This is a genomic window from Cobetia sp. 5-25-4-2 (assembly GCF_013374075.1).
Taxonomy (GTDB): domain Bacteria; phylum Pseudomonadota; class Gammaproteobacteria; order Pseudomonadales; family Halomonadaceae; genus Cobetia; species Cobetia marina.
Genome location: NZ_BLWK01000001.1, coordinates 770,890 through 793,334, shown reverse-complemented (window position 1 = coordinate 793,334; position 22,445 = coordinate 770,890). Strand labels below are relative to the sequence as shown.

The 22,445-nt window shown below is 59.8% G+C and carries 16 protein-coding genes; 8 read left to right on the top strand and 8 right to left on the bottom strand.

What is annotated here, in order from left to right:
* Nucleotides 1-100: 100 nt before the first annotated feature.
* The 5 genes from araD to HXS65_RS03425 all read right to left on the bottom strand — a co-directional run bounded on the left by araD (nucleotide 101) and on the right by HXS65_RS03425 (nucleotide 7,599).
* Nucleotides 101-1,828, bottom strand: coding sequence for an L-arabinonate dehydratase (araD, locus tag HXS65_RS03445; RefSeq protein ID WP_176493095.1), 1,728 nt, complete (start codon nucleotides 1,826-1,828; stop codon nucleotides 101-103).
* Between the two features lie 130 nt (nucleotides 1,829-1,958).
* Nucleotides 1,959-3,185 (bottom strand): Gfo/Idh/MocA family protein, encoded by a 1,227-nt coding sequence (locus tag HXS65_RS03440; protein ID WP_176493094.1) that lies wholly within the window; start codon nucleotides 3,183-3,185, stop codon nucleotides 1,959-1,961.
* 330 nt (nucleotides 3,186-3,515) lie between these two features.
* The gene (locus HXS65_RS03435; RefSeq protein ID WP_084208930.1) at nucleotides 3,516-4,547 is read right to left on the bottom strand and encodes a LacI family DNA-binding transcriptional regulator; all 1,032 of its coding nucleotides are present in this window, start codon (nucleotides 4,545-4,547) and stop codon (nucleotides 3,516-3,518) included.
* Nucleotides 4,548-5,223: 676 nt separating this feature from the next.
* Nucleotides 5,224-5,418, bottom strand: a complete 195-nt coding sequence (locus tag HXS65_RS03430) for a CsbD family protein (RefSeq protein ID WP_054555838.1) — start codon at nucleotides 5,416-5,418, stop codon at nucleotides 5,224-5,226.
* Between the two features lie 639 nt (nucleotides 5,419-6,057).
* A complete protein-coding gene (locus tag HXS65_RS03425; protein ID WP_255304403.1) occupies nucleotides 6,058-7,599 on the bottom strand; it encodes a carbohydrate porin in 1,542 nt (513 codons plus the stop codon).
* A gap of 373 nt (nucleotides 7,600-7,972) precedes the next feature.
* On the opposite strand from HXS65_RS03425, the gene HXS65_RS03420 reads away from it, so the two are divergent.
* The 7 genes from HXS65_RS03420 (at nucleotide 7,973) to HXS65_RS03390 (ending at nucleotide 16,268) form a co-directional block, all read left to right on the top strand.
* Nucleotides 7,973-9,241, top strand: a complete 1,269-nt coding sequence (locus tag HXS65_RS03420; RefSeq protein ID WP_176493093.1) for an ABC transporter substrate-binding protein — start codon at nucleotides 7,973-7,975, stop codon at nucleotides 9,239-9,241.
* Between the two features lie 15 nt (nucleotides 9,242-9,256).
* Nucleotides 9,257-10,231, top strand: a complete 975-nt coding sequence (locus HXS65_RS03415) for a carbohydrate ABC transporter permease (protein WP_176493092.1) — start codon at nucleotides 9,257-9,259, stop codon at nucleotides 10,229-10,231.
* Between the two features lie 11 nt (nucleotides 10,232-10,242).
* A complete protein-coding gene (locus HXS65_RS03410; RefSeq protein WP_084208934.1) occupies nucleotides 10,243-11,085 on the top strand; it encodes a carbohydrate ABC transporter permease in 843 nt (280 codons plus the stop codon).
* A gap of 26 nt (nucleotides 11,086-11,111) precedes the next feature.
* Nucleotides 11,112-12,752: an alpha-glucosidase family protein gene (locus tag HXS65_RS03405; protein WP_176493308.1), complete on the top strand. Its 1,641-nt coding sequence runs from the start codon at nucleotides 11,112-11,114 to the stop codon at nucleotides 12,750-12,752.
* A gap of 45 nt (nucleotides 12,753-12,797) precedes the next feature.
* Nucleotides 12,798-13,904, top strand: a complete 1,107-nt coding sequence (locus tag HXS65_RS03400) for an ABC transporter ATP-binding protein (protein WP_176493091.1) — start codon at nucleotides 12,798-12,800, stop codon at nucleotides 13,902-13,904.
* 235 nt (nucleotides 13,905-14,139) lie between these two features.
* The gene (locus HXS65_RS03395) at nucleotides 14,140-15,195 is read left to right on the top strand and encodes a LacI family DNA-binding transcriptional regulator (protein WP_176493090.1); all 1,056 of its coding nucleotides are present in this window, start codon (nucleotides 14,140-14,142) and stop codon (nucleotides 15,193-15,195) included.
* Between the two features lie 80 nt (nucleotides 15,196-15,275).
* Nucleotides 15,276-16,268, top strand: coding sequence for a nucleoid-associated protein (locus HXS65_RS03390; protein WP_176493089.1), 993 nt, complete (start codon nucleotides 15,276-15,278; stop codon nucleotides 16,266-16,268).
* A 105-nt stretch (nucleotides 16,269-16,373) separates the two neighbouring features.
* On the opposite strand, the gene HXS65_RS03385 is transcribed toward HXS65_RS03390, so the two are convergent.
* Entirely contained in the window at nucleotides 16,374-17,252 is an 879-nt protein-coding gene (locus HXS65_RS03385) for an ABC transporter substrate-binding protein (RefSeq protein WP_176493088.1), read from the bottom strand.
* A 359-nt stretch (nucleotides 17,253-17,611) separates the two neighbouring features.
* Between HXS65_RS03385 and HXS65_RS03380 the strand changes: the two genes are divergently transcribed.
* Nucleotides 17,612-19,639, top strand: a complete 2,028-nt coding sequence (locus HXS65_RS03380; RefSeq protein WP_176493087.1) for a TonB-dependent receptor domain-containing protein — start codon at nucleotides 17,612-17,614, stop codon at nucleotides 19,637-19,639.
* A 397-nt stretch (nucleotides 19,640-20,036) separates the two neighbouring features.
* Here HXS65_RS03380 and HXS65_RS03375 read toward each other — a convergent pair whose 3' ends face one another.
* Both HXS65_RS03375 and HXS65_RS03370 read right to left on the bottom strand, forming a co-directional pair.
* Nucleotides 20,037-21,371, bottom strand: coding sequence for an aspartate aminotransferase family protein (locus tag HXS65_RS03375; protein ID WP_176493086.1), 1,335 nt, complete (start codon nucleotides 21,369-21,371; stop codon nucleotides 20,037-20,039).
* On the bottom strand, nucleotides 21,371-22,444 hold the full coding sequence (locus HXS65_RS03370) for a phosphotransferase enzyme family protein (RefSeq protein WP_255304402.1): 1,074 nt from the start codon (nucleotides 22,442-22,444) through the stop codon (nucleotides 21,371-21,373). Before HXS65_RS03370 ends, HXS65_RS03375 begins: the two co-directional genes overlap by 1 nt.
* Between the last annotated feature and the right edge of the window lies 1 nt (nucleotide 22,445).

Below are 22,445 nucleotides of genomic sequence, written 5' to 3'. Positions count from 1 at the left end.
ACTCCCGTCGACGATGGCCATGGCACCTGCGTGCGCGCACGCCTTCCATACCCCTGCTCCGATACCCTCGACCTCATCTCCCTGCTTCACACAGCGACGCTCAATAGATATCGGGTTCAGGGGTACTGCCAGGCGCGCCATTGGCAAAGTCGAAGTCACAGCCTTCATCCGCCTGGGTGACATGTGCCTTGTAGAGAGAGGCATAGCCGTGAGGGTGCCGATCCCTGGGCGGCTGCCAATCCGCCAGTCGGCGCTGGATCTCCTCTTCGTCGACCATCAGGTCCAGCCGACGATTGGGGACATCGACCGCGATGATGTCACCGGTCTGAACGATGGCCAGCGGCCCGCCGACGGCGGCTTCCGGCGCCACATGCAGAATGCAGCTGCCATAGCTGGTGCCGCTCATGCGCGAGTCGGAGATCCGCAGCATGTCGCGCACGCCTTGTTTCAGCAGCTTGGCCGGAATCGGCATCATGCCCCATTCCGGCATGCCGGGGCCGCCCACCGGCCCGCCATTCTTGAGCACGATGATGCTGTCGGCCGTGACCGGGAGGTCCTCATCATCGATACGTGCCTTGAGGTCGGCGATGTTCTCGAACACATAGGCAGGCCCTTGATGGACATGCAGGCGAGGGTCCGCCGCGGTCGGTTTGATGATGGCGCCCTTAGGCGCCAGGCTGCCGGTCAGCACGGCAGTCCCGCCCGAGGCATTGACCGGACTGTCCAGCGGGAGAATGACGTCCGGGCGCCAGACCTTGGCACCCTCGATGTTGTCGCCCAGGGTACGGCCGGTCACGGTCATGGCGGAGAGCTTCAGCTCACTGCCGATGTTCGTCATCAAGGCCGGAAGCCCTCCGGCATAGAAGAAGTCTTCCATCAGATATTCGCCGGAAGGCTTGAGGTTCAGCACCAGCGGCACACGACGCGATATCTCGTTGAAGCGCTCCATCGGCAGCGTGATTCCGAGACGCCGCGCCATGGCCACGATGTGGATGATGGCGTTGGTCGAGCCCCCGATCGCCATGTCGACGGCAATCGCGTTATCAAAGGATGCCTCGCTCATGACATCGGTCGGCTTGAGATCTTCCCAGACCATTTCCACCGCTCGCTTGCCGCTGGCGTAGCACATCCGGTTGTGATTGGCGTCCACCGCGGGAATGCTCGAGGCCCCCGGCAGGCTCATGCCCAGCGATTCCCCGATCGACATCAGTGTCGCGGCCGTGCCCATGGTCATGCAGGTGCCCGGAGAGCGGGCAATACCGTTCTCGATCTCGTTCCAGTCACTCTGACTGACGTTGCCGATACGCCGTTCATCCCAGTACTTCCAGACATCCGTCCCGCTCCCCAATACCTGACCACGATAGTTGCCGCGCAGCATGGCGCCGGCCGGCACATAGATGGTCGGCAGATTCATGGAGATCGCGCCCATGAGTACGCCCGGCGTGGTCTTGTCACACCCGCCCATGACCACGGCACCATCCACGGGGTAGCTGCGCAGCAGTTCCTCGACTTCCATGGCCAGCATGTTGCGATACATCATGGCGCTGGGCTTCATCAATTGCTCACCCAGTGACATGGCAGGCAATTCGACAGCAAAGCCCCCCGCCGCCGTGATGCCACGCTTGATATCCTTGACCCGCTCAGGGAAGTGGGAATGGCAGGTATTGAGGTCATTCCAGGTATTGATGATCGCGATCACCGGCTTGCCGACGAACTCCTCTCCCCAATAGCCCATCTGCTTGACGCGGGAGCGATGCCCGAAAGAGCGCAGATCATCCTGCTTGAACCAGCGATTACTGCGCAGATCGTCGACCCCTTTCCTGTTCATCCCGTACTCCTTGCAACGTGATTGACCGAACAATGGCGTAGCAGAACCCGCACCGGCTGCCGCGAGGGCGACCCGTCATTGCGTCATTCCTGAATGAAGTGGCGTTGGCTATCTCAATGGAACCATCGAATCAGCGCGCCAATTGACTGTCCCGCCGCGAGGGCAAAGACACCCAGTCACCATTGCGCCGACTTGAGTCGAGCGCGGTGGCGGCGAATTCGACACCGCGGACCCCGCTACGGATGTCGGGGTACCAGAGGGCAAGCGGATCGACAGGGATGCCCTGCTGGCTGGCCGTGATGTCTTCATGAAGATCGCTGTACAGCGAGGAAAAGGCTTCGCGATACCCCTCGGGATGTCCAAAGGCCACTCGCGAGATACGCGTGGAGGCATCATGCAGGCCGGCCGCTCCCTTGGAGAGCAGTAAAGGGGCGCCATCGAGCCGTCGGAACAGGAGCTGATTGGGGGTTTCCTGGTGCCACTCAAGGCCGCCGAGACTGCCGAAGATCCGGAAGCTCAGGCCATGTTCTGCGCCGGCCGCCGCCTGGGTAATCCACATCAATCCGCGGGCGCCATTGGCATAGCGCAACAGTACGTTGGCGTTATCGTGAGCGTCACGTCCGGCCACGCTGGCCGTGACATCGGCACTCAATTCACTTGTCTCAAGTCCGGAAACATACTCGAGCATATGGAAGGCATGGGTCGCGATGTCATTGAGAATCATCGATTCTCCCGCGATGGCCGGATCCATGTGCCAGTCATGTCCCGCCTTCTCGGCATCCGTCAGGCTCGCCAGATGCCCCTGGACGTAGTCACATTGCAGCTGACGAATCTCGCCCAGTTCCCCGTTCTCGATCATGGCGCGTGCCTGACGCACCATCGGATAGCCGGTATAGCCATAGGCCATGCAGAAGCGCAGCCCTGCCCGCTCGGCGATCGCTTCAAGCTCTTTCGCCTGAGCCGGATCATTGACCAGCGGCTTTTCACAGACGACATGAAAGCCCAGCTCCAGAGCCAATCTGGCCAGGGCGAAGTGACTGTCATTGGGCGTGAGAATGGCGATGACCTCAGCCCCATCTTCGCGAGCGGCTTCCTCGCGCAGCAGTGACTCACCATCGCCATAACCACGTGCGATGTTGAGTTGCTCCGCCTGCTGGCGTGCGCGCTCAGGATTTGAGGACAGCGCCCCTGCCACGACGCGATACCGCCCATCCATCTGTGCCGCTGCACGATGGACCTGACCGATGAAGGACTGGACACCGCCCCCTATCATCCCCAGACGCAATATCTGTGGAGTCTCGTCATGAGACTGGGTCTGGAGGCGTTCGGCGCAAGCGGTTGTGGTCGGCTGAGTCATGGTGCATCCCGGCTTCAGGCATGAATGGCATTGTTGTTTTCTCGCGCACCACCGTCGTGAACCTCTTGGCGTCGGTGCGCGGCATACCGAGCAGCCTAGCGCAGCCAAACCGGCTTTGAAAATGTTTTCAAAGCCATTTAGACCAAGGGACGAGACGGGAGAAAACCAGGTGATCCGTTGGGGTTCAGCGCATGCCATCTGGAAGATGAGCACCTGAAAGATGTAGCCGCTGTGCAAGCGCTGGAAGACAGGCGCGAAGTCCAGAGAGAATCCTCTGAGGCTTCATCCAGAGTGAGACGTATCCAGAGCAGGTTTCGTCGAGAGTGGGTCTCAGCCGACGTGCTGGGTCGTGCCGCGCTGGGTGATATGACATGGCATGATGATGCGATCTGGCGCCGTATCCCCTTGCTTGATGCGCACGAACAACAACGACACCGTCTTGTTGACCATTTCCGTGAAGGGCTGGCAAATCGTCGTCAGATCATAGGATTTGCTTGAGGCAAAGCGGATGTCATCCACCCCGACGATGCCGATGTCCTGCGGAATCCGGTGAGAGAATTCGTGGCGAATCGCATCCATGCCACCACAGGCCATGATGTCATCGAAGTAGAAGATACTGTCAGGAATGACCTCGGCGGCAGCGAGCAACTCACAGGTCGCTTCATATCCTGCGTCGTAGCTGTGACGATGCCCCTCGCCCACGCCATGCAGCGTGAGTCCGCGCTGCTCCAGGCGCTCGATGAAACCACGCTTTCTGTCCAGCGTGGCCTGTTCCTTGGTCGATGCTCCCACATACGCCAGGCGACGATAGCCATGATCAATGAGATGATCCGCCGCCATTCGGCCCATCTCGACATCGTCACAGGTGACGACGCTTGCACCGGAGTCTTCGCCATCACGCCCAAAGATCGCGACCGGCGTGTTCTGCCTAGCACAGGCTTCGACCAGCTCAGGAGGGACAGAGGCCGACGTGACGATCAGTGCATCGACGTGATACTCCATCACCAACGAGACGGCTTCCGAAATGCTTTTCTCGGTGTTCACGTTGATCAGCAACGTATGGCAGTTGTGTCGTTGTATGGCCGCCGAAAACTCGCTGAGAATCGCCAGATAGACCGGATTCTCGAAATTCGTCACGAGAATGCCGATCAAGCTGGACTGTGACTTGATGCCTCTCGCCAACCGATTCGGCTTGTATCCCAGGCGCTCTGCTACCGCCAGAATACGACGGCGCATCTCGGGTGAACTGCTCCCTTCCGGATTCATGGCACGCGAGACCGCCGCTATCGAGACATTGGCCTCTCTGGCCACATCCGTGATGGTGACGCGCTTGGTGGCAGGTGCGCTGTCAGTTTTTTTCATGCTCTCTCCCTAACGAGGCTCAATGCCCAATATCTCATCAAGGCATCCCACCCCACATTGGATAATCATTGGCCGACCATATCGCGGATCACGCAAGCATGCAGCAGGCACATGATGAAGGATACAGCCGTATCACGTTGGCTTTGACGTGTGCCACCAGAGAGTCAATATCCTCCTTTCGATAACACGACCCTGGCGACTATCTCTAGCAGCATGAGTGCTCAGGACCACAGTAGAACTGACGCAACAGACGATGCATCGGTTACTGAAGCCTCGTCGTGGTACACCCAGACGATGACCTTGGATACGACTTGGAGGTCGCCGATCACGAAGATATTGCAAAGGGCTTTGGCAGTAGATGTGTTTCTATGCCCCTATAGCCCCCTCCTGGCAATGGGCCAATGAGCACATCAATGGCTTGGCACGGCAGTACTTCTCCAGAGAGCAGTCTCCAAGAATGTCAGTACAGCTGAGCTACGCAAGATGCGTCGAGAAACCGAATGACCATTCCCGACAACGCCTCTGCTGTCGAATAGCCATCCCAGGTATTCTCGAGAAAATATTTTAAAACCCTGCATGCCATGCGTGCTGCTCTTGTTGTTGGAGCTCAGACACAAAAAACCGATGCCTGCAAAATGCAAGCATCGGTAACATGAAATATATATATTAAAAAACTTCACGAATCGGACAGTTTATCCCATTCTTTTTCAGCATCTTCTTTCTTCATGCCATAACGCTCTTGAACCTTCCCGACAAAGTGCTCCTTGCGACCCGCAATTTCGTCGACATCTTCATCGGTAAGCTCTCCCCAACCTTCGCGCACCTTACCTTTGAGTTGCTTCCACTTACCTTCGGCGATATCGCTATTCATGGCAGCCTCCTAAATAAAACAAGTAATGCAACAAATAAAAATCAACCAATGACCCGTCACATGCTGTGATTGAGCCTCATGGCAGGCCACGAATATAAGCTAGCACAGATATTAGTGGTCAACAACAGCCCTACCGCTTCAACTCATTGGTGGCGCTGCCATTGACTTGAAATGAAATATAGCGCGAGCCAGCAAATCCGATACAACATCATCGACAAAAAGTTCCCTTCATCTTTCCGTGGCATATCGTCATTTACCGACTCCCAACAATTAATATAAAAACCGTCATTAAATGTATAGGAAAAAACGTTCAGCATAACTCATCGACAACTCACTGTAGGGTGCCGGATGATCTATTTTTACAACGAATTTATCCTTTATTAGCCTCTCGTAAACGCATCAAGTAATTCATACAGGAAAATCATCATGGTTATCAAGCTGCATAAGCAAGGGATAACGACACCGAAAATTCATGCCGACTTCCCAAGCAGCTCCTTCCAGCATTACGGAGAAAAGATATCGCTGGTCAGCTTGGGGTCAGCGTCTCAACCATCCAGCGCTAGCGTTACAAAAAACCCGCGGCTAACCGCGGGCAAGATCGAAACACTGGCAGGCGATGACTGGCTTGGCATCCTGCTCCTAGAACCATACCTCGCTCTGGACGCCGAAGGCCCATTCACCTCCCGTGAAACCTGCACTCCCGAGCGCATCTTCATCCGAGAAGTCATTGAGCTCCTCATCCCAGTCACTCCAGGACGCGAACAGGCGGATTTCCGGACGTTTCCAGAAGCCACCAACTTCAGGCTTGAAGGTCGGCGCGATGGTGAATTTTCGATAGCTCCCTTCCACGGCAGTGCCTGAGGCACCGGGGTCAAGATCCATCCATTGATAGCTGAGTTCGTATTGCATCTCGAAATTCGACGTCAGCTCATTGGCCAGACGCGCATTGAACGTCGCCCATGAGTATTCGTCGCCTTCGGCATAACGGTCTTCACTGACTTCCGCCAGCACGGCCGGTGCCAGACGCCACTTGGGCGCGAGATAGGTCGTGCCATAAAGGCCGAGTCGAGTCGAGGTCGCGTCATCTGTCAGATTCCCGTCCCCCCCGATGACCTTCGTCTCCGCGCCAAGCCCTCGGCCATGCAGCACGGCGGCCTTGAAGCTGCCGTCGGCGAGACCAAAGAAGCTGTCGCCATGATAGGCCAGCATGGTATGGAACCCGGAATCCGCGGCTGTGGCGCCCGTGTCCATGGCGCGCTCTTCGTTGTCTGCGGCAGACAATGCACTGACCATCCACTGCCAGTTGCCGACGTAGTTGTTCATCGTGAAGGTCAGGTTGTCGGTATCGCCGCCAGTGTCGGAATCCTCGGTCGGATATTCACTGTAACTGCGTCCGTAGACCGAGAAGTTGGCTTTCCAATCATCGGTGAGCTGGACGTCGTAGATACCCGCGCCGGTGCCGGCAAGGAAGATGAAGTCACTGTCGAGCCAGTGGATGTCGAAGTTGTCCCGATCGAAGCGCTTGCCGGCCCAGATGGCGGAATTCTCGAAGGCGCCAGTGAAGCTCGGCAGATCGCTCAACTCCACGTAGACCTGTCGTACGTTCAGGCTGGACTCGTCCGAGGTCCAGTCGTTGCTGGTCTCCACCCCGTCGGCAATCATGGTGCGGTAGTGCGCCTTTGCCCCGTTGTCGTAGCGCGTCTTGTAGTTGAGCACCGTCTCGACATAGGTATCGGGCTCGTTCCCCAGCCGCCCGACCGCTCCCCCCACCGACCCCGCCGGGGTGAGATAGGGGCCGCCGTCAATGCTCTTGCCCCCTTCCCCGATCAGGAGACCTGAGCGGGCATAGGCATTGAAGGAGAAACCTTCCTCGCCACTGGCCTGACGCTCCACGGCGGCCAGACGCTCTTCGAGGTCCTCGGTCTGCGCGGTCACGCGCGCGGGTTGATCAGTCTCATTCGTTCGGCGCTGAACGGCCATCGCCTGCTCTGCCTCGGCGGCGCGACGCTCAGCCGCTCTGGCCCGCTGTTCGGCGTCATTGATGCGCTGCTCCAGCTCTGCGAGCCGCGCCTCGATGTCGCCCGTGCTGTCGGCAGTGGCGAGACCACTGGTACTCATGATGGCAATGGCAACAGCCATGGCCAGAGGGGCCTTGAGCGGGCGCTGGGGGGAAGTAGTCATGTTGGAGAGAGCCTTTGTTGTTGTTGACGAATCACTCGCTTGGCGATGATCAGCGAAGTGGCGCCTTCGTCATTGGCGTTGTCGTAGGCGCCATATTCACTTAATCGTTTAAGACCCTAGTGGCAATCTGGCCTCTCAGACACACGACCTATGTCGAAATTCGACCAAAGGGGAGCGATCACCGCGTAAAACTCCCATTTCTGGCGACATATCAGCGACAGCAAGACCAAAGTTCAGGTTGCGGATATCGACGCCAATCGCTTGACTGTGATCACGTCTTAATCGTTTAAGAAGTACCATCGGACAACCTCAGGATTCTCCCCCGCCAGATGGCCGATGAATGCCCAACAACAACAAGTGACGAGGATTTGCCATGCAACGCAAGACACTGATCGCCTCAAGCGTCGCCCTGCTGGGAGTGGCCACCACCGCCCCCGCCATGGCCGCGGACCTGACCATCTCCTGCGGCGCGGTCGGGGCCGAGCTGGAACTCTGTGAACAGGGCGTCGCGGCCTGGGAGGAAAAGACCGGCCATGAAGTCGACATCGTCTCCACGCCCAATTCCTCGACGGAACGCCTCTCGCTCTACCAGCAGATTCTGTCGGCCCAGTCCGGGGATATCGACGTCCTGCAGATCGATGTGGTCTGGCCGGGGCTGCTCGCCAATCACCTGCTTGATCTGCACCAGACGCTCGGCGAAAAGGCGGCGCAGGGCCACTTCGCGACCATCGTCGACAACAACACGGTGGATGGCCGCCTGGTGGCCATGCCCTGGTTCACGGATGCCGGGGTGCTCTACTACCGCAAGGACCTGCTGGAGAAGTACGGGTTCGCACCTCCCGAGACATGGCAGGAATTGACAGAGACCGCCACGCAGATCCAGGCGAAGGAGCGTGAGGCCGGCAGCGAGAAGATGTGGGGGTACGTCTTCCAGGGACGTGCCTATGAGGGCCTGACCTGCAACGCCCTGGAGTGGGTCGCCAGCAATGACGGCGGCGCCATTGTCGATGCCGATGGCGAGATCACCATCGACAACCCCAACACGGCCACTGCACTCGACCTGGCCGCCAGCTGGATCGGCGAGATCACCCCGCAGGGCGCACTCAATTATTCCGAGGAAGAAGCCCGCGGCATCTTCCAGTCCGGCAACGCCGTCTTCATGCGCAACTGGCCCTACGCCTGGTCGCTGACCCAGAGCGATGACAGCAAGGTGGCCGGCAAGGTCGGGGTGGTCAAGCTGCCCCATGGCGCCGAGGGCGAGAGTGCCGCGGCGCTGGGCGGCTGGAACCTGGCGGTCTCGAAGTACAGCGAGAATCCCGAGCTCGCCTCTCAGCTGGTGGCCTTCCTCACCGGTGAACCCGAGCAGAAACGCCGAGCCATCCAGGCCGCCTACAACCCGACCCTCACGGCGCTGTATCAGGACGAGGAGGTGCTCACCGCCGTGCCCTTCTTCGGCACGCTCTACGACACCTTCACCAATGCCGTGGCCCGTCCGTCAGCCGTCACCGGAGACAACTACGGCCAGGTGAGCAATGCCTTCTTCAACGCGACCCATAGCGTGCTGAGCGGCGAGCAGAGCGGTGCCCAGGCGGTTGCCCAGCTCAAGAGCGAACTGTCACGCATCAAACGTCGTCGCTGGTAACCCGGGAGGTTTCGCATGACAACCACGCTCAATGAGTCAGTGTCAACGGGCTCGCCCTCGGCCAGGACTCGCAAACGCGGCACCAAGGTCAGACGCCAGCGGGTACGCGCGGCCTGGACCTATCTCGCCCCGATGCTGGTCGCACTGGCGCTGGTGGCCGGCTGGCCCCTGCTGAGAACCTTCTATCTCAGCCTGACCGATGCCTCGCTCTCGGACACGACCGGTGCCGCCTTCATCGGCTTCGAGAACTATCTCGTGAAGGACGACGGCGTCTGGTACGGCCTGCTGGCTGACCCGGTGTGGTGGAACTCCGTCTGGAACACCGTCTACTTCAGCGTCATCTCGGTGTCGCTGGAAGTCGTCTTCGGCATCATCGTGGCGCTGCTCCTGAATGCCGAATTCAAGGGACGCATGCTGGTCCGGGCTGCGGTGCTGATTCCCTGGGCCATCCCGACCATCGTCTCCGCCAAGATGTGGGCCTGGATGCTCAATGACCAGTTCGGAATCATCAACCACCTGCTGATGGGGCTGGGGCTGATCGATGCGCCCCTGGCCTGGACGGCGGATGCCGATCTGTCGATGTGGGCCGTGATCATGGTCGATGTCTGGAAGACCATCCCCTTTGTGGCACTGCTGGTACTCGCCGCGCTGCAGATGCTGCCCAAGGACTGCTATGAGGCCGCCGAGGTCGATGGCATCCACCCGGTGAAGGTGTTCTTCCGTGTCACCCTGCCATTGATCACCCCGGCCCTGCTGGTGGCCGTGATCTTCCGCCTTCTCGATGCACTGCGCGTCTTCGATGTCATCTATGTGCTGACCTCCAACTCGTCGAGCACCATGACCATGTCCATCTACGCCCGCCAGCAACTGGTGGAGTTCCAGGATGTGGGCTACGGCAGTGCCGCCTCCACGATGCTGTTCCTGATCATCGCGCTGGCCGTCGTGGTCTACCTCTACCTTGGCCGCCGCCAACTGGGAGTGGAGAAATGAATCAGACTCCGATGAATCGCTACCAGCTGACCCGACTCGCCAAGCATGTCGGCAAATGGGCCTTGATCGCCATCATCATCGTCTACGCCGTGTTCCCCTTCTATTACGCGGTGATCACCTCACTGAAACCGTCCAGTGAGCTGTTCGAGGTCAACTACTGGCTGACCTCGCTGGACTTCAGCAACTATGCCCAGATCTTTGCGCAGAAGAGTTTCCTGCAGGCGATCGGCAACTCGATCCTGATCGCCTTGAGCGTCGTGTTGATCGCGCTGCTGCTGGGCATCACCGCCTCCTATGCGCTGGGACGCGTGCGCTTTCGCGGTCGCTCCACCGTGATGCTGATCATCCTCGGGGTCTCGATGTTCCCTCAGGTCGCAGTGCTCTCCGGGCTGTTCGAGGTGATTCGCAGCCTGAATCTCTACAACAACCCCGGTGGCCTGATTCTCAGTTACACCATCTTCACGCTGCCCTTCACCGTCTGGGTACTGACGACCTTCATGCGTCAGCTGCCCATGGAACTGGAAGAGGCCGCGATCATGGACGGCGCCACACCGTGGGAAACCATCACCAAGGTCTTCCTGCCCCTGATGTGGCCGGCCATGGCCACCACCGGGTTGCTCGCCTTCATCGCGGCCTGGAACGAGTTCCTGTTCGCCTTGACCTTCACGCTGACCGACAGCGAACGCACCGTGCCGGTCGCCATCGCCCTGATCTCCGGCGGCAGCCAGCATGAGCTCCCCTGGGGCCCGATCATGGCCGCCTCCGTCACCGTCACCATACCGCTGGTCATCCTGGTGATGATCTTCCAGCGCCGCATCGTCTCCGGCCTGACCGCCGGCGCCGTCAAAGGATAATCGTCATGTCATTGCTCGAAGCCCAAATGCAGACCTCCTCCAGCTGGTGGCGCGGTGGCGTCATCTACCAGATCTACCCGCGCAGCTTCCTGGACAGCAACGGCGATGGCATCGGCGATCTGCCGGGCATCACCGCCAGACTCGATTACGTGGCATCGCTGGGCGTGGATGGCATCTGGCTGTCGCCCTTCTTCACCTCCCCGATGCTCGACTTCGGGTATGACATCAGCGACTACCGGGATGTCGACCCGATGTTCGGCACCCTGGAGGACTTCAAGACCCTGCTGGAGCGCGCCCATTCCCTGGGCCTGAAGATCATGATCGACCAGGTGATCAGCCACACCTCCGACCAGCACCCCTGGTTCCAGCAGAGCCGTCAGGACCGCACGAATGACAAGGCCGACTGGTTCGTGTGGGCAGATCCCAAGCCCGATGGGACGCCGCCCAACAACTGGCTGTCGATCTTCGGCGGCTCGGCCTGGACCTTCGACTCGCGTCGCCAGCAGTATTACCTGCACAACTTTCTGACCAGCCAGCCCGACGTGAACTTCCATCACCCGGAGGCCCGACAGGCTCAGCTCGACAACATGCGCTTCTGGCTGGAACTCGGCGTCGATGGCTTCCGCCTGGATACCGTCAACTTCTACTTTCACGATCAGGCCCTGCGCGACAATCCGCCGGTGCCGGCGGGCGAGGCCAAGACCCTGGGCGCGCCGGATTCCAACCCCTATACCTGGCAGCGACACGTCTATGACCTGAGCCGTCCGGAAAACCTCGACTTCCTGAAAGCGCTACGCGCCCTGATGGATGAATACCCCGGCACCACCACGGTGGGCGAAATCGGTGATGACAAGCCGCTGGAGCGCATGGCGGAGTACACCGCCGGGGGCGACAAGCTGCACATGGCCTACGGGTTTGATCTGCTCAATGCGCCGCACTCTGCAGGCTATCTCCGCGAAGTCATCGAGCGCTTCCAGCGTCTGGCCGGCGATGCCTGGCCGTGCTGGGCGCTGTCGAACCACGACGTCGTGCGCAGCGCCACACGCTGGGGCGCCGACGAAGACCCGGTGGCCTACCCCAAGGTCGCTCTGGCCATGGTGCTGTCACTGCGCGGCAGCGTCTGCCTCTACCAGGGTGAGGAGCTGGGCCTGCCGGAAGCCGACGTGCCCTTCGAGCGCATTCAGGACCCCTACGGCAAGGTGCTGTGGCCGGAATTCAAGGGCCGCGACGGTTGCCGGACCCCCATGCCCTGGCGTCAGACGGACCAGGGGGACTTCTCGAGTGTCGAGCCCTGGCTGCCGGTCGATGAACGCCACCTCCCCCTGGCCGTGGCCAATCAGGAAGACGACGCCAACTCGGTCTTGCATGCCACCCGCGCCCTGCTGAATTTCCGCCGTCAGCATCCGGTATTGCGTGAGGGGGACATTCAGCTGGTGGACGTGGGGGACGAGCTGCTGGGCTTCCTGCGCGAGCATGACGGCAAGCGCATGCTGTGCCTCTTCAATCTCACGGGCGCTGAACAGGTCACCGCACTGTCGCAAGCCTACGCCGGCAGCGCGCGTCTGCTCGAAGGCACAGGCTTTACTGCCGAGCTGGACACGGCTCAGCCCCGGGCAGCGCGGCTGGTGCTTCCGGCCTATCAGGCTGCCTTCCTGGCACTCGACTAACCTTCTTTCGAAAGCCGGTGCCGAGCACCGGCTGGGAGTCGCAAGATGACAAGCGTAACCCTCTCCAAGATCAACAAGACCTTCGGCAGCACGCACATCATCAAGGATCTGGATCTCAAGATCGGCAGCGGCGAATTCGTGGTCTTCGTCGGGCCGTCTGGCTGTGGCAAGTCGACCCTGTTGCGCCTGATCGCCGGACTGGAATCGATCACCGACGGTGAGATGCATATCGCCGGCGATCTGGTCAATGACCTTCCCCCGCGTGAGCGTGGCGTGGGCATGGTCTTCCAGTCCTATGCCCTCTACCCGCACATGACGGTGTACGAGAACATGGCCTTCGGCCTCAAGCTTGCCAAGACCGACAAGGAAAGCGTCGAACAACGCGTGATGGAGACGGCACGCATCCTTCAGCTCGAGGAGTTGCTGCACCGCAAGCCCAAGGCGCTTTCCGGCGGCCAGCGACAGCGCGTCGCCATGGGGCGCGCCATGGCGCGTGAGCCGAAGATCCTGTTGTTCGATGAGCCGCTCTCCAACCTGGATGCCTCGCTGCGGGTGCAGATGCGCAATGAGATCGCCCGCCTGCACCACCGCCTGGGCTCCACCATGGTCTACGTCACCCACGACCAGGTCGAAGCCATGACGCTGGCCGACAAGATCGTGGTACTGCGTGATGGGCGTATCGAGCAGGTCGGCAGCCCCCAGACGCTCTATCAGGCGCCGGCGACCCGCTTCGTGGCCGGCTTCATCGGCTCCCCGACCATGAACTTCCTGCCGGCGGAGCTGCTGCGGAGCGAGGGCAATGGCTGTCGCATCACGACAGCCGGGATCGGCGAGCTGGAGCTGCCTCGCGATGCCGGCGACGAGCGTGCCGGCAGCCGTCTGACGCTGGGGATTCGTCCCGAACACCTCTGCCTGGAAGAGGCCCGCGGCGACAATGCCTTCGAGATCGTCAACGTCGAGTACCTGGGCAACGAAGTCTACGTCTATCTCGACCCGAAAGACGGCGACAGCCTGCTGATCCACCGCAGCGAAGCTCCCAGTCAGTGGAAGATCGGCCAGCGCGTCGCACTGGTGCCGGACCTGGAGCACGTGCATCTGTTCGACAGCCAGGATCGTGCGCTGAGCCTGACCCGGCAACGCCAGGCAGCCTGAACTGCCCTCATCAAGAGGACACGCCATCTTGAGAAACGGCTCTGCGTGATGTCTATTGGCTCACGCAGAGCTGAGTGCCCTCTCCACTCATCCAAGCTCCCGTCCCGATGGCAACCGGCAGGCCAGCCCCTGCTGTGGCTTCAATCTCATACGCTGGACTAGGCATTCATCAGACTGACCGATATCCTGAATTTCTCTTGACCGAATCAGTCTTTACTCCAGGAACCCGACGCCTGTGTCATCGCCTCGCCGTATCACTCTCAAGGAGCTAGCCGCAGAACTGGGCGTCTCCACCGCCAGTGTCTCCAACGCCTTCAACCGCCCCGACCAGCTCTCGCCTGCATTGCGCGAGCGGATTCTCGAGGAGGCAAAACGGCTGGGCTATCGTGGTCCGGACGCCAAGGCGCGAAGCCTGCGTACGGGGCGCTCACGGATCATCGCCGTGGTACTCGCGGAGACATTGACCTACAGCCTCAAGGACGCGGTCGCCAGCGAGCTGTTATCGGGCATCGCCGAAGTGCTGGACGCCCACGGCCATACCCTGCTGCTGCTCTCGGGTCGCCAGGATGCCTCTCAGGTGCCGGGGTCTTCCAGCATTGCCGATGGCTTCATCGTCTACGGGCTGATGGCCAGCATGGCGCTGGTGGAAGAACTCCAGAGCGCGGGGCACAAGCCCATCGTGGCGGTCGACTTCGATCTGGGCGATCACCCCGCCATCCACGTGGATGATGAGCCCGCCTGCTACGCCATCGCGCAACATGCCCTGAAGACACCCGCCAGTCGCATCGGCATCGTCAACCTGCGCCTGACCGAAACAGCCTGCAACGGCCGCATCACCGAGGCCCACGCGCTGCTCCCGGCGGGTCGAACCATCACCCGCTCGCGACTGGCGGGTTTTCATCGTGCGCTGGCTGAGCGGGATATCTCCCCCGATTCTGTGACGATGTGGAACATCGAGGAAAACACCTACGAGGTCTGCGCGCCGGTGCTGGCAGAGATTCTGGATCTTCCGGCCAGTGAACGGCCAGACCTCCTGCTGTGCATGTCCGACCGCATCGCGTTGACCGCCGTGACTCTGGCCGAACAACGCGGCATCCGGATTCCCGAAGACCTGCGTATCACCGGCTTTGATGGTATCGAGGAAGGGCAATATCGCTCACCTCGCCTGACCACGGTCCAGCAGGACAGTACCGAGAAAGGCCGCCTTGCCGCGCGAATGATTCTGGGGCTGGAACCCGCCTCGCCTCGCCTGCTCACGACTCGACTGATCCAGGGTGAAACCTGTCCGTGAAGAGACCTCGCGGAGAGTGACGCTATGGGGCGTGGCAGGTATCATCCCCAGCCCGTTCATCGCAGCCGAGGGAGGTTCCCATGCCGATCCTGCACAGCATCATTCACCGTATCGACAAGGGCAACAGCGAGACGCCGGCCCAGCTGGTGCCTGCCGCCACCACCCTGGCGGCATCCGATGCACTGGAGGATCTGGTGTCCGGGCTCAATGATGCCTACCACGGCAAGGCCAAGAACTGGGGCCGTTTCAATGAAGACGCGCCTGCTGCCTTCCCCACGGAACTGGCGGCCTTCCTCGCAGGTGATAGCGATTTCGCGAGCCTGACCCAGACGCTTGCCAGTCGTCTCATGCCGTTGATCGATGACAACCTCCCGACAGGCGGCCATCTGCTGGTGGTGGATCACCAACAGGGCGAGACGCGTCATCTGTTCATGGCGTTGCTGCACCATCGTGATGGCTTCGCGATCGACGAGACCCTTGCGGTGACGCCTGCCCGCCAGCTCAACCTGACCCAGATGTCACTGGCCGCGCGACTGGATATCAGTCAGTGGCAAGGCAGCTCGACCTCTCACCCCTATCTGTCCTGGGCGCGTGATCGCGGGCGCACCAAGCTCGCCGAGGCCTTCGCCGAAACGCTGGGTGCACAGGAGCAGCGGGATGCCGGGCAGGAAACCCGCACCCTGCTCAAGGCGTTCAGCGACTATGTCGAGAAGGAAGACATGGCCGAGGAAGTCAGCCGCGAAAAGACCGATACCCTGGTCGATTACGCCACCGACCAGGCCAAGCTCGGCGAGCCGATCACGCTGGACCAGCTGTCTGAGCTGATCGATGAAGAGCACCCGCAGGCCTTCTACGACCACATTCGCAACAGCGACTATGGGCTGTCACCGGAAATCCCGCCGGACAAGAAGACGCTCAACCAGTTCAAGCGTTTCACCGGGCGCGCCGCGGGCGTCTCGATCAGCTTTGATTCGCACCTGCTGGGTGACTCGGTGGAATACGATGAAGCCAGTGACCGTCTGATCATCAAACAGGTCCCGACCGGCCTGCGCGATCAGCTCAAGCAGCGCTAAGCCTCTGATCAGACAACATCGCCTGATGCATATCCGTCAGACACACGAAGGCCAGGCATCTGCCTGGCCTTCGTGTGTCTGACAAGAAACCGTGTGCCCCGGCCTTTACAGCCCTTCGAGAATCTCATTCATCTGGGCACGCACACTCTGCAAGCCATTGCCGGAGAGATACCAAAGCCCCGGGGATAGCACGATAACACCAATGTCCGCACCGCCAGCATCGGCCAGCGCGGCCTTAAGCGCGTCAGCATCCATCGGGGTCTGGCCAATGGCAGCACTGCGATCAACCACATACAGAACATCCGGCGCCATCTCGACAATATTCGCTGGCGTCAGCGGGTAGAAAGTACGCTCACCACGGCTAACCGGCTCTACGGAGTTCGGCAGCGCCGGCTGATCGATCTGCAGCAGCTCAGTGACAATCGGCTCCTGGCGCAGAACATAACGACCGTCGTTATGGGTCACGACCAACGCGTCAAGATCTTCCGCCAGCCCTTCACGCGCCGTCGCAATATCCAACTTGAGCACTGCCAGCTTCTCACGTGCCTTTTCCTCGACATGATACGGGGACGCCAAGCTCAGTACCTTGCCGCTCAGTGCTTCGAAGTAGTTGCCTTCTTCGAGAGTGACATCACGCGTCTCCGCCACAGCCTTTAGCGCCTCAAGTGATCCAGATTGACGACCGGTGATCAAAATCAGGTCCGGCTCCAATCCCGCGATCGCCTCGACATCAGGCTCCTTGAGCCCGCCGATATCTGCCCGACCTTTGACCAGATGTGACACATAGGCGGGCGCAGACTGATGTGGAACCCCGACGAGGTGCTCAGCTAATCCCAGCTCATCCAGCGTATCGGCAGCGCCCCAGTCCAAACTCACGACGGAAGGGCCATGCTCTTCCCCGGCGACTTCGTGTGCCTGAGCACTAAAAGGTAAAGCAGCCAACAACAGAGTAGAGACAGACAGGGTGAGCCCAGCGACGTTCATCGACATTCTCTTTTATTGAATAATAATTAATATCATTTGTATTTGCGATACTAGCACGACTGCTTCCCCAAAATCATGCAACTGTGCGTTGCACAACCCGCAATTTACGAGCAACCCCATGCCACTACCGAGAGTTGCGAAAAACGCAACTCTGACAGCAGAGAAACACACCTGAACTAAAAAATACGAATGTTTATCATTTGTTTTCGTAAATACGAAAAAAAGATCGACATTGAAGCGATAGCGCCTGTCGCATTCCCTACCCGAAGTCGACGTCAACAGAGCGCTCAGTGGCCCACAACCCTAAAAAACCTCGTGGCTCAATAACGACATAATCGCGACCTCAAGGATCCAGGAACATGACAGTCCCCGCACTCCCCTTTGCTCGATCGGCCTTGGCTATCGGTATCGCCGCCGCTTGCCTACCTGCTGGCGTACAGGCTGACGAATCCAGCCAGTTGGAACCTGTGGTGGTGACAGCTTCCGGCTACGAACAGGTGATCTCGGATGCCCCTGCCAGTATCTCGGTCATTACCGGCGAGCAGCTCAACAAGCAGTCGTACACGGATATCACTGATGCCATGGATAATGTGCCTGGCGTCTATGTTACGGGGGGCGGGAATTCTCAGGACATCAGTATTCGAGGGATGGACAATAGCTACACGCTTTACATGATCGATGGCCGCCCGCTCTCGGCTGGCCGCTCCGTCAATACCAATGGCAATGATGAAGGCAAGCAGATTGGCCTCCCCCCGATCTCGATGATCGAGCGAGTGGAAGTGATTCGCGGACCGATGTCATCGCTGTACGGCTCACAAGCCATGGGCGGCGTCATCAACATCATCACCAAGAAGGTGGCGGATGATTGGTCGGGATCTGTCACGACGGAATATACCCACTCGCTCAACGACATCAGCAACGACGGGCAGCAGCTGAGTTTCTATACCAGCGGGCCGCTCATCGAAGGCCTGCTCGGGCTCAAGGTTCACGGCAACTGGACCGGTTATGAAGAAAGCGATTACCAGGGCAGTGATGACAATGCCGAAAGCACGCCTGACAGCGACATTCGTCAAGGGGGGGCCGAATTCACGCTGACGCCGGATGAGGACAATGCGTTCACGCTCGGCTATACCGCGTCCAAGCAGGAATATACCCACAATGCCGGCGTGAGCATTGCGGATGATTCCGAAACCAGTCGCTATCGCTATGACAAGGACGTCTACACCCTCGGCCACAAGGGGAGTTACGGCAGCTTCCTCACGGACACCTATCTACAGCATGACATTTCGGAGAACGTGCTGGATTCCGATGACGAAAAGCGTGAAGAAGTCACCACGTTCAACAACCAGACCACATACTTCTGGGGCGATCATATGCTGACCTTCGGCGGTCAGTACAAATTCGAGCAGCTGACGGATGAGACCAATGGCTTGCTGGCCTCAAATGTCCCGGGGGCTGTTGATAACGTCGATCGCTGGATTGCCGCACTATTCGTCGAGATGGAGTGGAGTCTGACCGAGGACCTCAACGTCACCACCGGCTTGCGCTACGACGATGACGAGCTGTTTGGCGGACATCTCTCGCCACGCGTCTATGCCAATTATCACCTTGATCCACAATGGACGCTCAAGGGCGGGGTCTCCACGGGCTACAGCCAACCGAGTCTATCCGCTGCAACAGAGGGCTTCGGTCGTCGAACTGGCCAGGGCAGTGCCATCATCATCGGCAACGAGGAGCTGGATCCGGAAACCAGCACCAACTACGAGCTGGGCACCGTCTTCCAGAACCAGTCTGGCACGCTCAGCGCCGGCGCCACCCTGTTCTACACCCAGTTCAAGGACAAGATCTCAGAAGACCGCCTCTGCCAGGGTCCGGATGAAGGTTTCTCCGATCCCGCCTTCCGCGAGTGCAGCTATGCCGGCACTGACTACTATTTCGTCAGCACCTACCGCAACATCGACGAAGCTGTCATGCAGGGCATCGAGCTGTCACTGGACTATGCCATCACGCCAAGCGTGAACCTTAGCTCCAGCTACACCTACACCGACTCCGAGCAGAAAAGTGGTGAATTCAAGGGCGAGCCCTTGAACAAGATCCCGGAACATATGCTCAACGTGGCGCTGGACTGGCAAGCCACTCACGACCTCAACCTGTGGGCACAGGGGAACTACCGTGGCGAAACCAGTGATTACCTGTCACGTACCAGCATGAGCGAAGGCACGCCGAGCTATACCTTCTTCGATGTGGGTGTCGTCTATGCCTTGAACGAGAGCGCTCGCGTCAAGGCTGGCCTCTACAACATCGCTGACAAGGAAGTCACCAATGACACCTACGGCGTGGTGCTGGATGGCCGCCGGTTGAACCTTGGGCTGACCATGGACTTCTGACCCTCGACCAGATCCACTCATGCTTGCGCATCAAGGGGAGCCGAGGCTCCCCTTGATGCATTGCAGCTCATGGTTTCAAAACAAGACGTCAGTCATGGAGGCCGGTGTCTTCATCAGCAGCTTCCATCAGATCCACGAGACTCGCTGCCACTTTCCTCCAGCAACCACTCGCGAAAGGCTTGCACCTTGGCAAGCGTTGCCCCCAGGCCGATGAATCACGTAATAGGCCAAGGAAGACGCGCATATTACCTCATCGAAAAGTCTCACCAGACGCCTTCAAGCAATTACATCGTGAGCCATTACCGCACGAGCCAGTGCAATACCCTGCTTATCAATTGCAACCTGCCACTCCGAAGCGGAGTTATTCATCGATGATCCATGACGTATTGCGAGTGGGTTACCTGGCAGTCGTTCTCAAGGATTGCTCGAACCTGTCCAGGAAGAGGTCGGCTTCCGAGCGTTCGATGCACAGTGGCGGGCGAATCTTTAACGTACTGCCGGACTTGCCGGCCCCGCCGATCAACACGCCATTGCGCTTGAGGTCGTTGATCAACGCCGTGGTGCGCTGGGCGTCCGGCGCTCCGTCACGCGTCGGGTCACAGAGATCCAGCCCCAGGAACAGCCCGGCGCCTCGCACATCGCTCACCTCCTCGAAACGTGCCTGAATATCTTGGAGCTGTCGCTTGAAGTACTCGCCTTGACGTGTGGCATTGGCCATCAGGTCTTCCTCGGCGATCACGTCCAGCACCGCCGTGCCCGCCGCCACGGCCACCGGTGAGCCGCCGAAGGTATTGAAGTAGCCCACATCGGCGTTCAGCACCGCCAGCAACTCCTCACGTGCCGCCAGCCCCGACATCGGGAAGCCATTGCCCATCGGTTTGCCCATGGTCACCACATCCGGCGTCACGCCGTGGCGCGAGAAGCCCCACATCCCCTGTCCCGTGCGCCCGAAGCCGGGCTGGACTTCATCGGAGATGAACAGGCCGCCCCGGGACTGCAGGAGTTCGACCGCGGGCTTCAGGAAACCTGCGGGGTCGGCATAGATGCCATCGCTCGAGAAGATGGAGTCGACCAGCAGCGCCGCGCATCCATGACCCCTCGCCTCCAGCTGTTCGATGCCGTACCGCACCTGCTCGGCGAACCAGGCGGCTGGGTCTGCCTGCTCACTCATCCGGGAGATCGGCAGGATATGTACGTGATCCGGCGGCGTTCCCTGCTTGTAGGAAGACGGTGAAACTTCCGTCACGGCGGCCGTGTTGCCGTGATAGGCCGCCTCGGTGACGATGATCCCCTGCCGGCCCGTCCAGCCACGCGCCAGCCTCAGCGCCATGTCATTGCTTTCACTGCCGGTACACATCATCACCAGTCGATTGAGCGTGCGCGGCAGCGTGTCCAGCAGGCGCTCGGCATAGCGATGGATGCCTTCGTGCAGATAGCGGTTGTGCACGTTGAGGGTCCCCATCTGTTCGGCGACCGCCTGGACCACGCGAGGATGGCAGTGGCCGATGGACGGCACATTGTTGTAGACATCCAGGTAGCGCTTGCCTTGATCATCGAACAACCAGACCCGTTCCCCTCGTACGATGTGCAGCGGCTCCTCATAGAAGAGCATGGACGTCGGCCCTACCGTTTCCAGCCGCTTGCGCACCAGTGCGCCGATTCGCGCATCTGCCTTGTCGATGTGCGCCATGCTGAAGGCGTTCTGATCCAGAATCCCGCGTACCTTTTCCATCACGCCATCCTCACCTTGTCATTGATTGTCCGATCTGTACCTGTCCGAACAGTACTCGTCCGATCAACATCCGCCTGATCGTCGTGTTCCTGCATGCCCGGTGTCTGCACGCCCAGTGTCTGCACGACACCTTGCTGGCCCTCTCGTGACTGGCCCCCTCGTTGCTGAACATAGTGCCGCGCCATGATGGCCGTATCCCGGCTGAAACCATCACTCAATGTCTTGCCTTCCTTGCTTTCCTGATGCGTGGCCAGCCAGGCACACAGCAGAATGCGACGCAGCATGATGAAGGTATCCAGCATTGCCTCATCTGCCGCCGAGAACTCGGCCACCGAGCGGTACCCCTTGATCCAGGCATCGCGCAGCTGCGGGACGCACGGATCCGTCTCGTGGAAGCTGATCGCCGCAGCGAAGTCATAGGCATACCAGCAGAAGCCGCAGTCATCGAAGTCGATGATCGCCATGCTGTCCCGTGACACCAGCAGGTTGGTCAAGCGCAGGTCGGCATGGACCAGACCGAACTGCTGTGGTGCCGTGCCATAAAGCGCGATTTCCGACTTGAGATAGGGGATGGCAGCATTGATGGCCTGGGCCTCTTCCACCGTCATGCCCGGCGCATTTCGCCAATCGCCCCACAGCCCACGGGGCGAGATCATGCTCTCCAGGTCCCAACGCTTGCGCACGAAGCCTTCAGGGGGCTGCCAGCGACGGCTGTGTTCGTGCAGCGTGGCATTCATCGCGCCCAGGCGTTCAAACCACTGCGGCAAGTCATCGCCGATATCCGGCTCACTGCCGACCACATGCTCGAAGGCCACCACGTGCAGGGATTGCCCACCGGCGGAGATGCTCAACACAGGGCTGCCTGTCGTGGTCATGACCGGGGCCGGCGTATTGATCCGTGCCGTCGTGCGCAGGTCATCGATCCAGGCCAGCTCGGACTCGATCTCCTCCCGGCAGTGATAGTCCGGGCGGTGGACCCGAATGATGATCCTGCGCCCCTCCTCGTCGTCCTCGGCCAGAAAGGTCGCGTTCTCTGACATGGTCAGCAGCGAGATCCGCGATGTTTCCGCCATG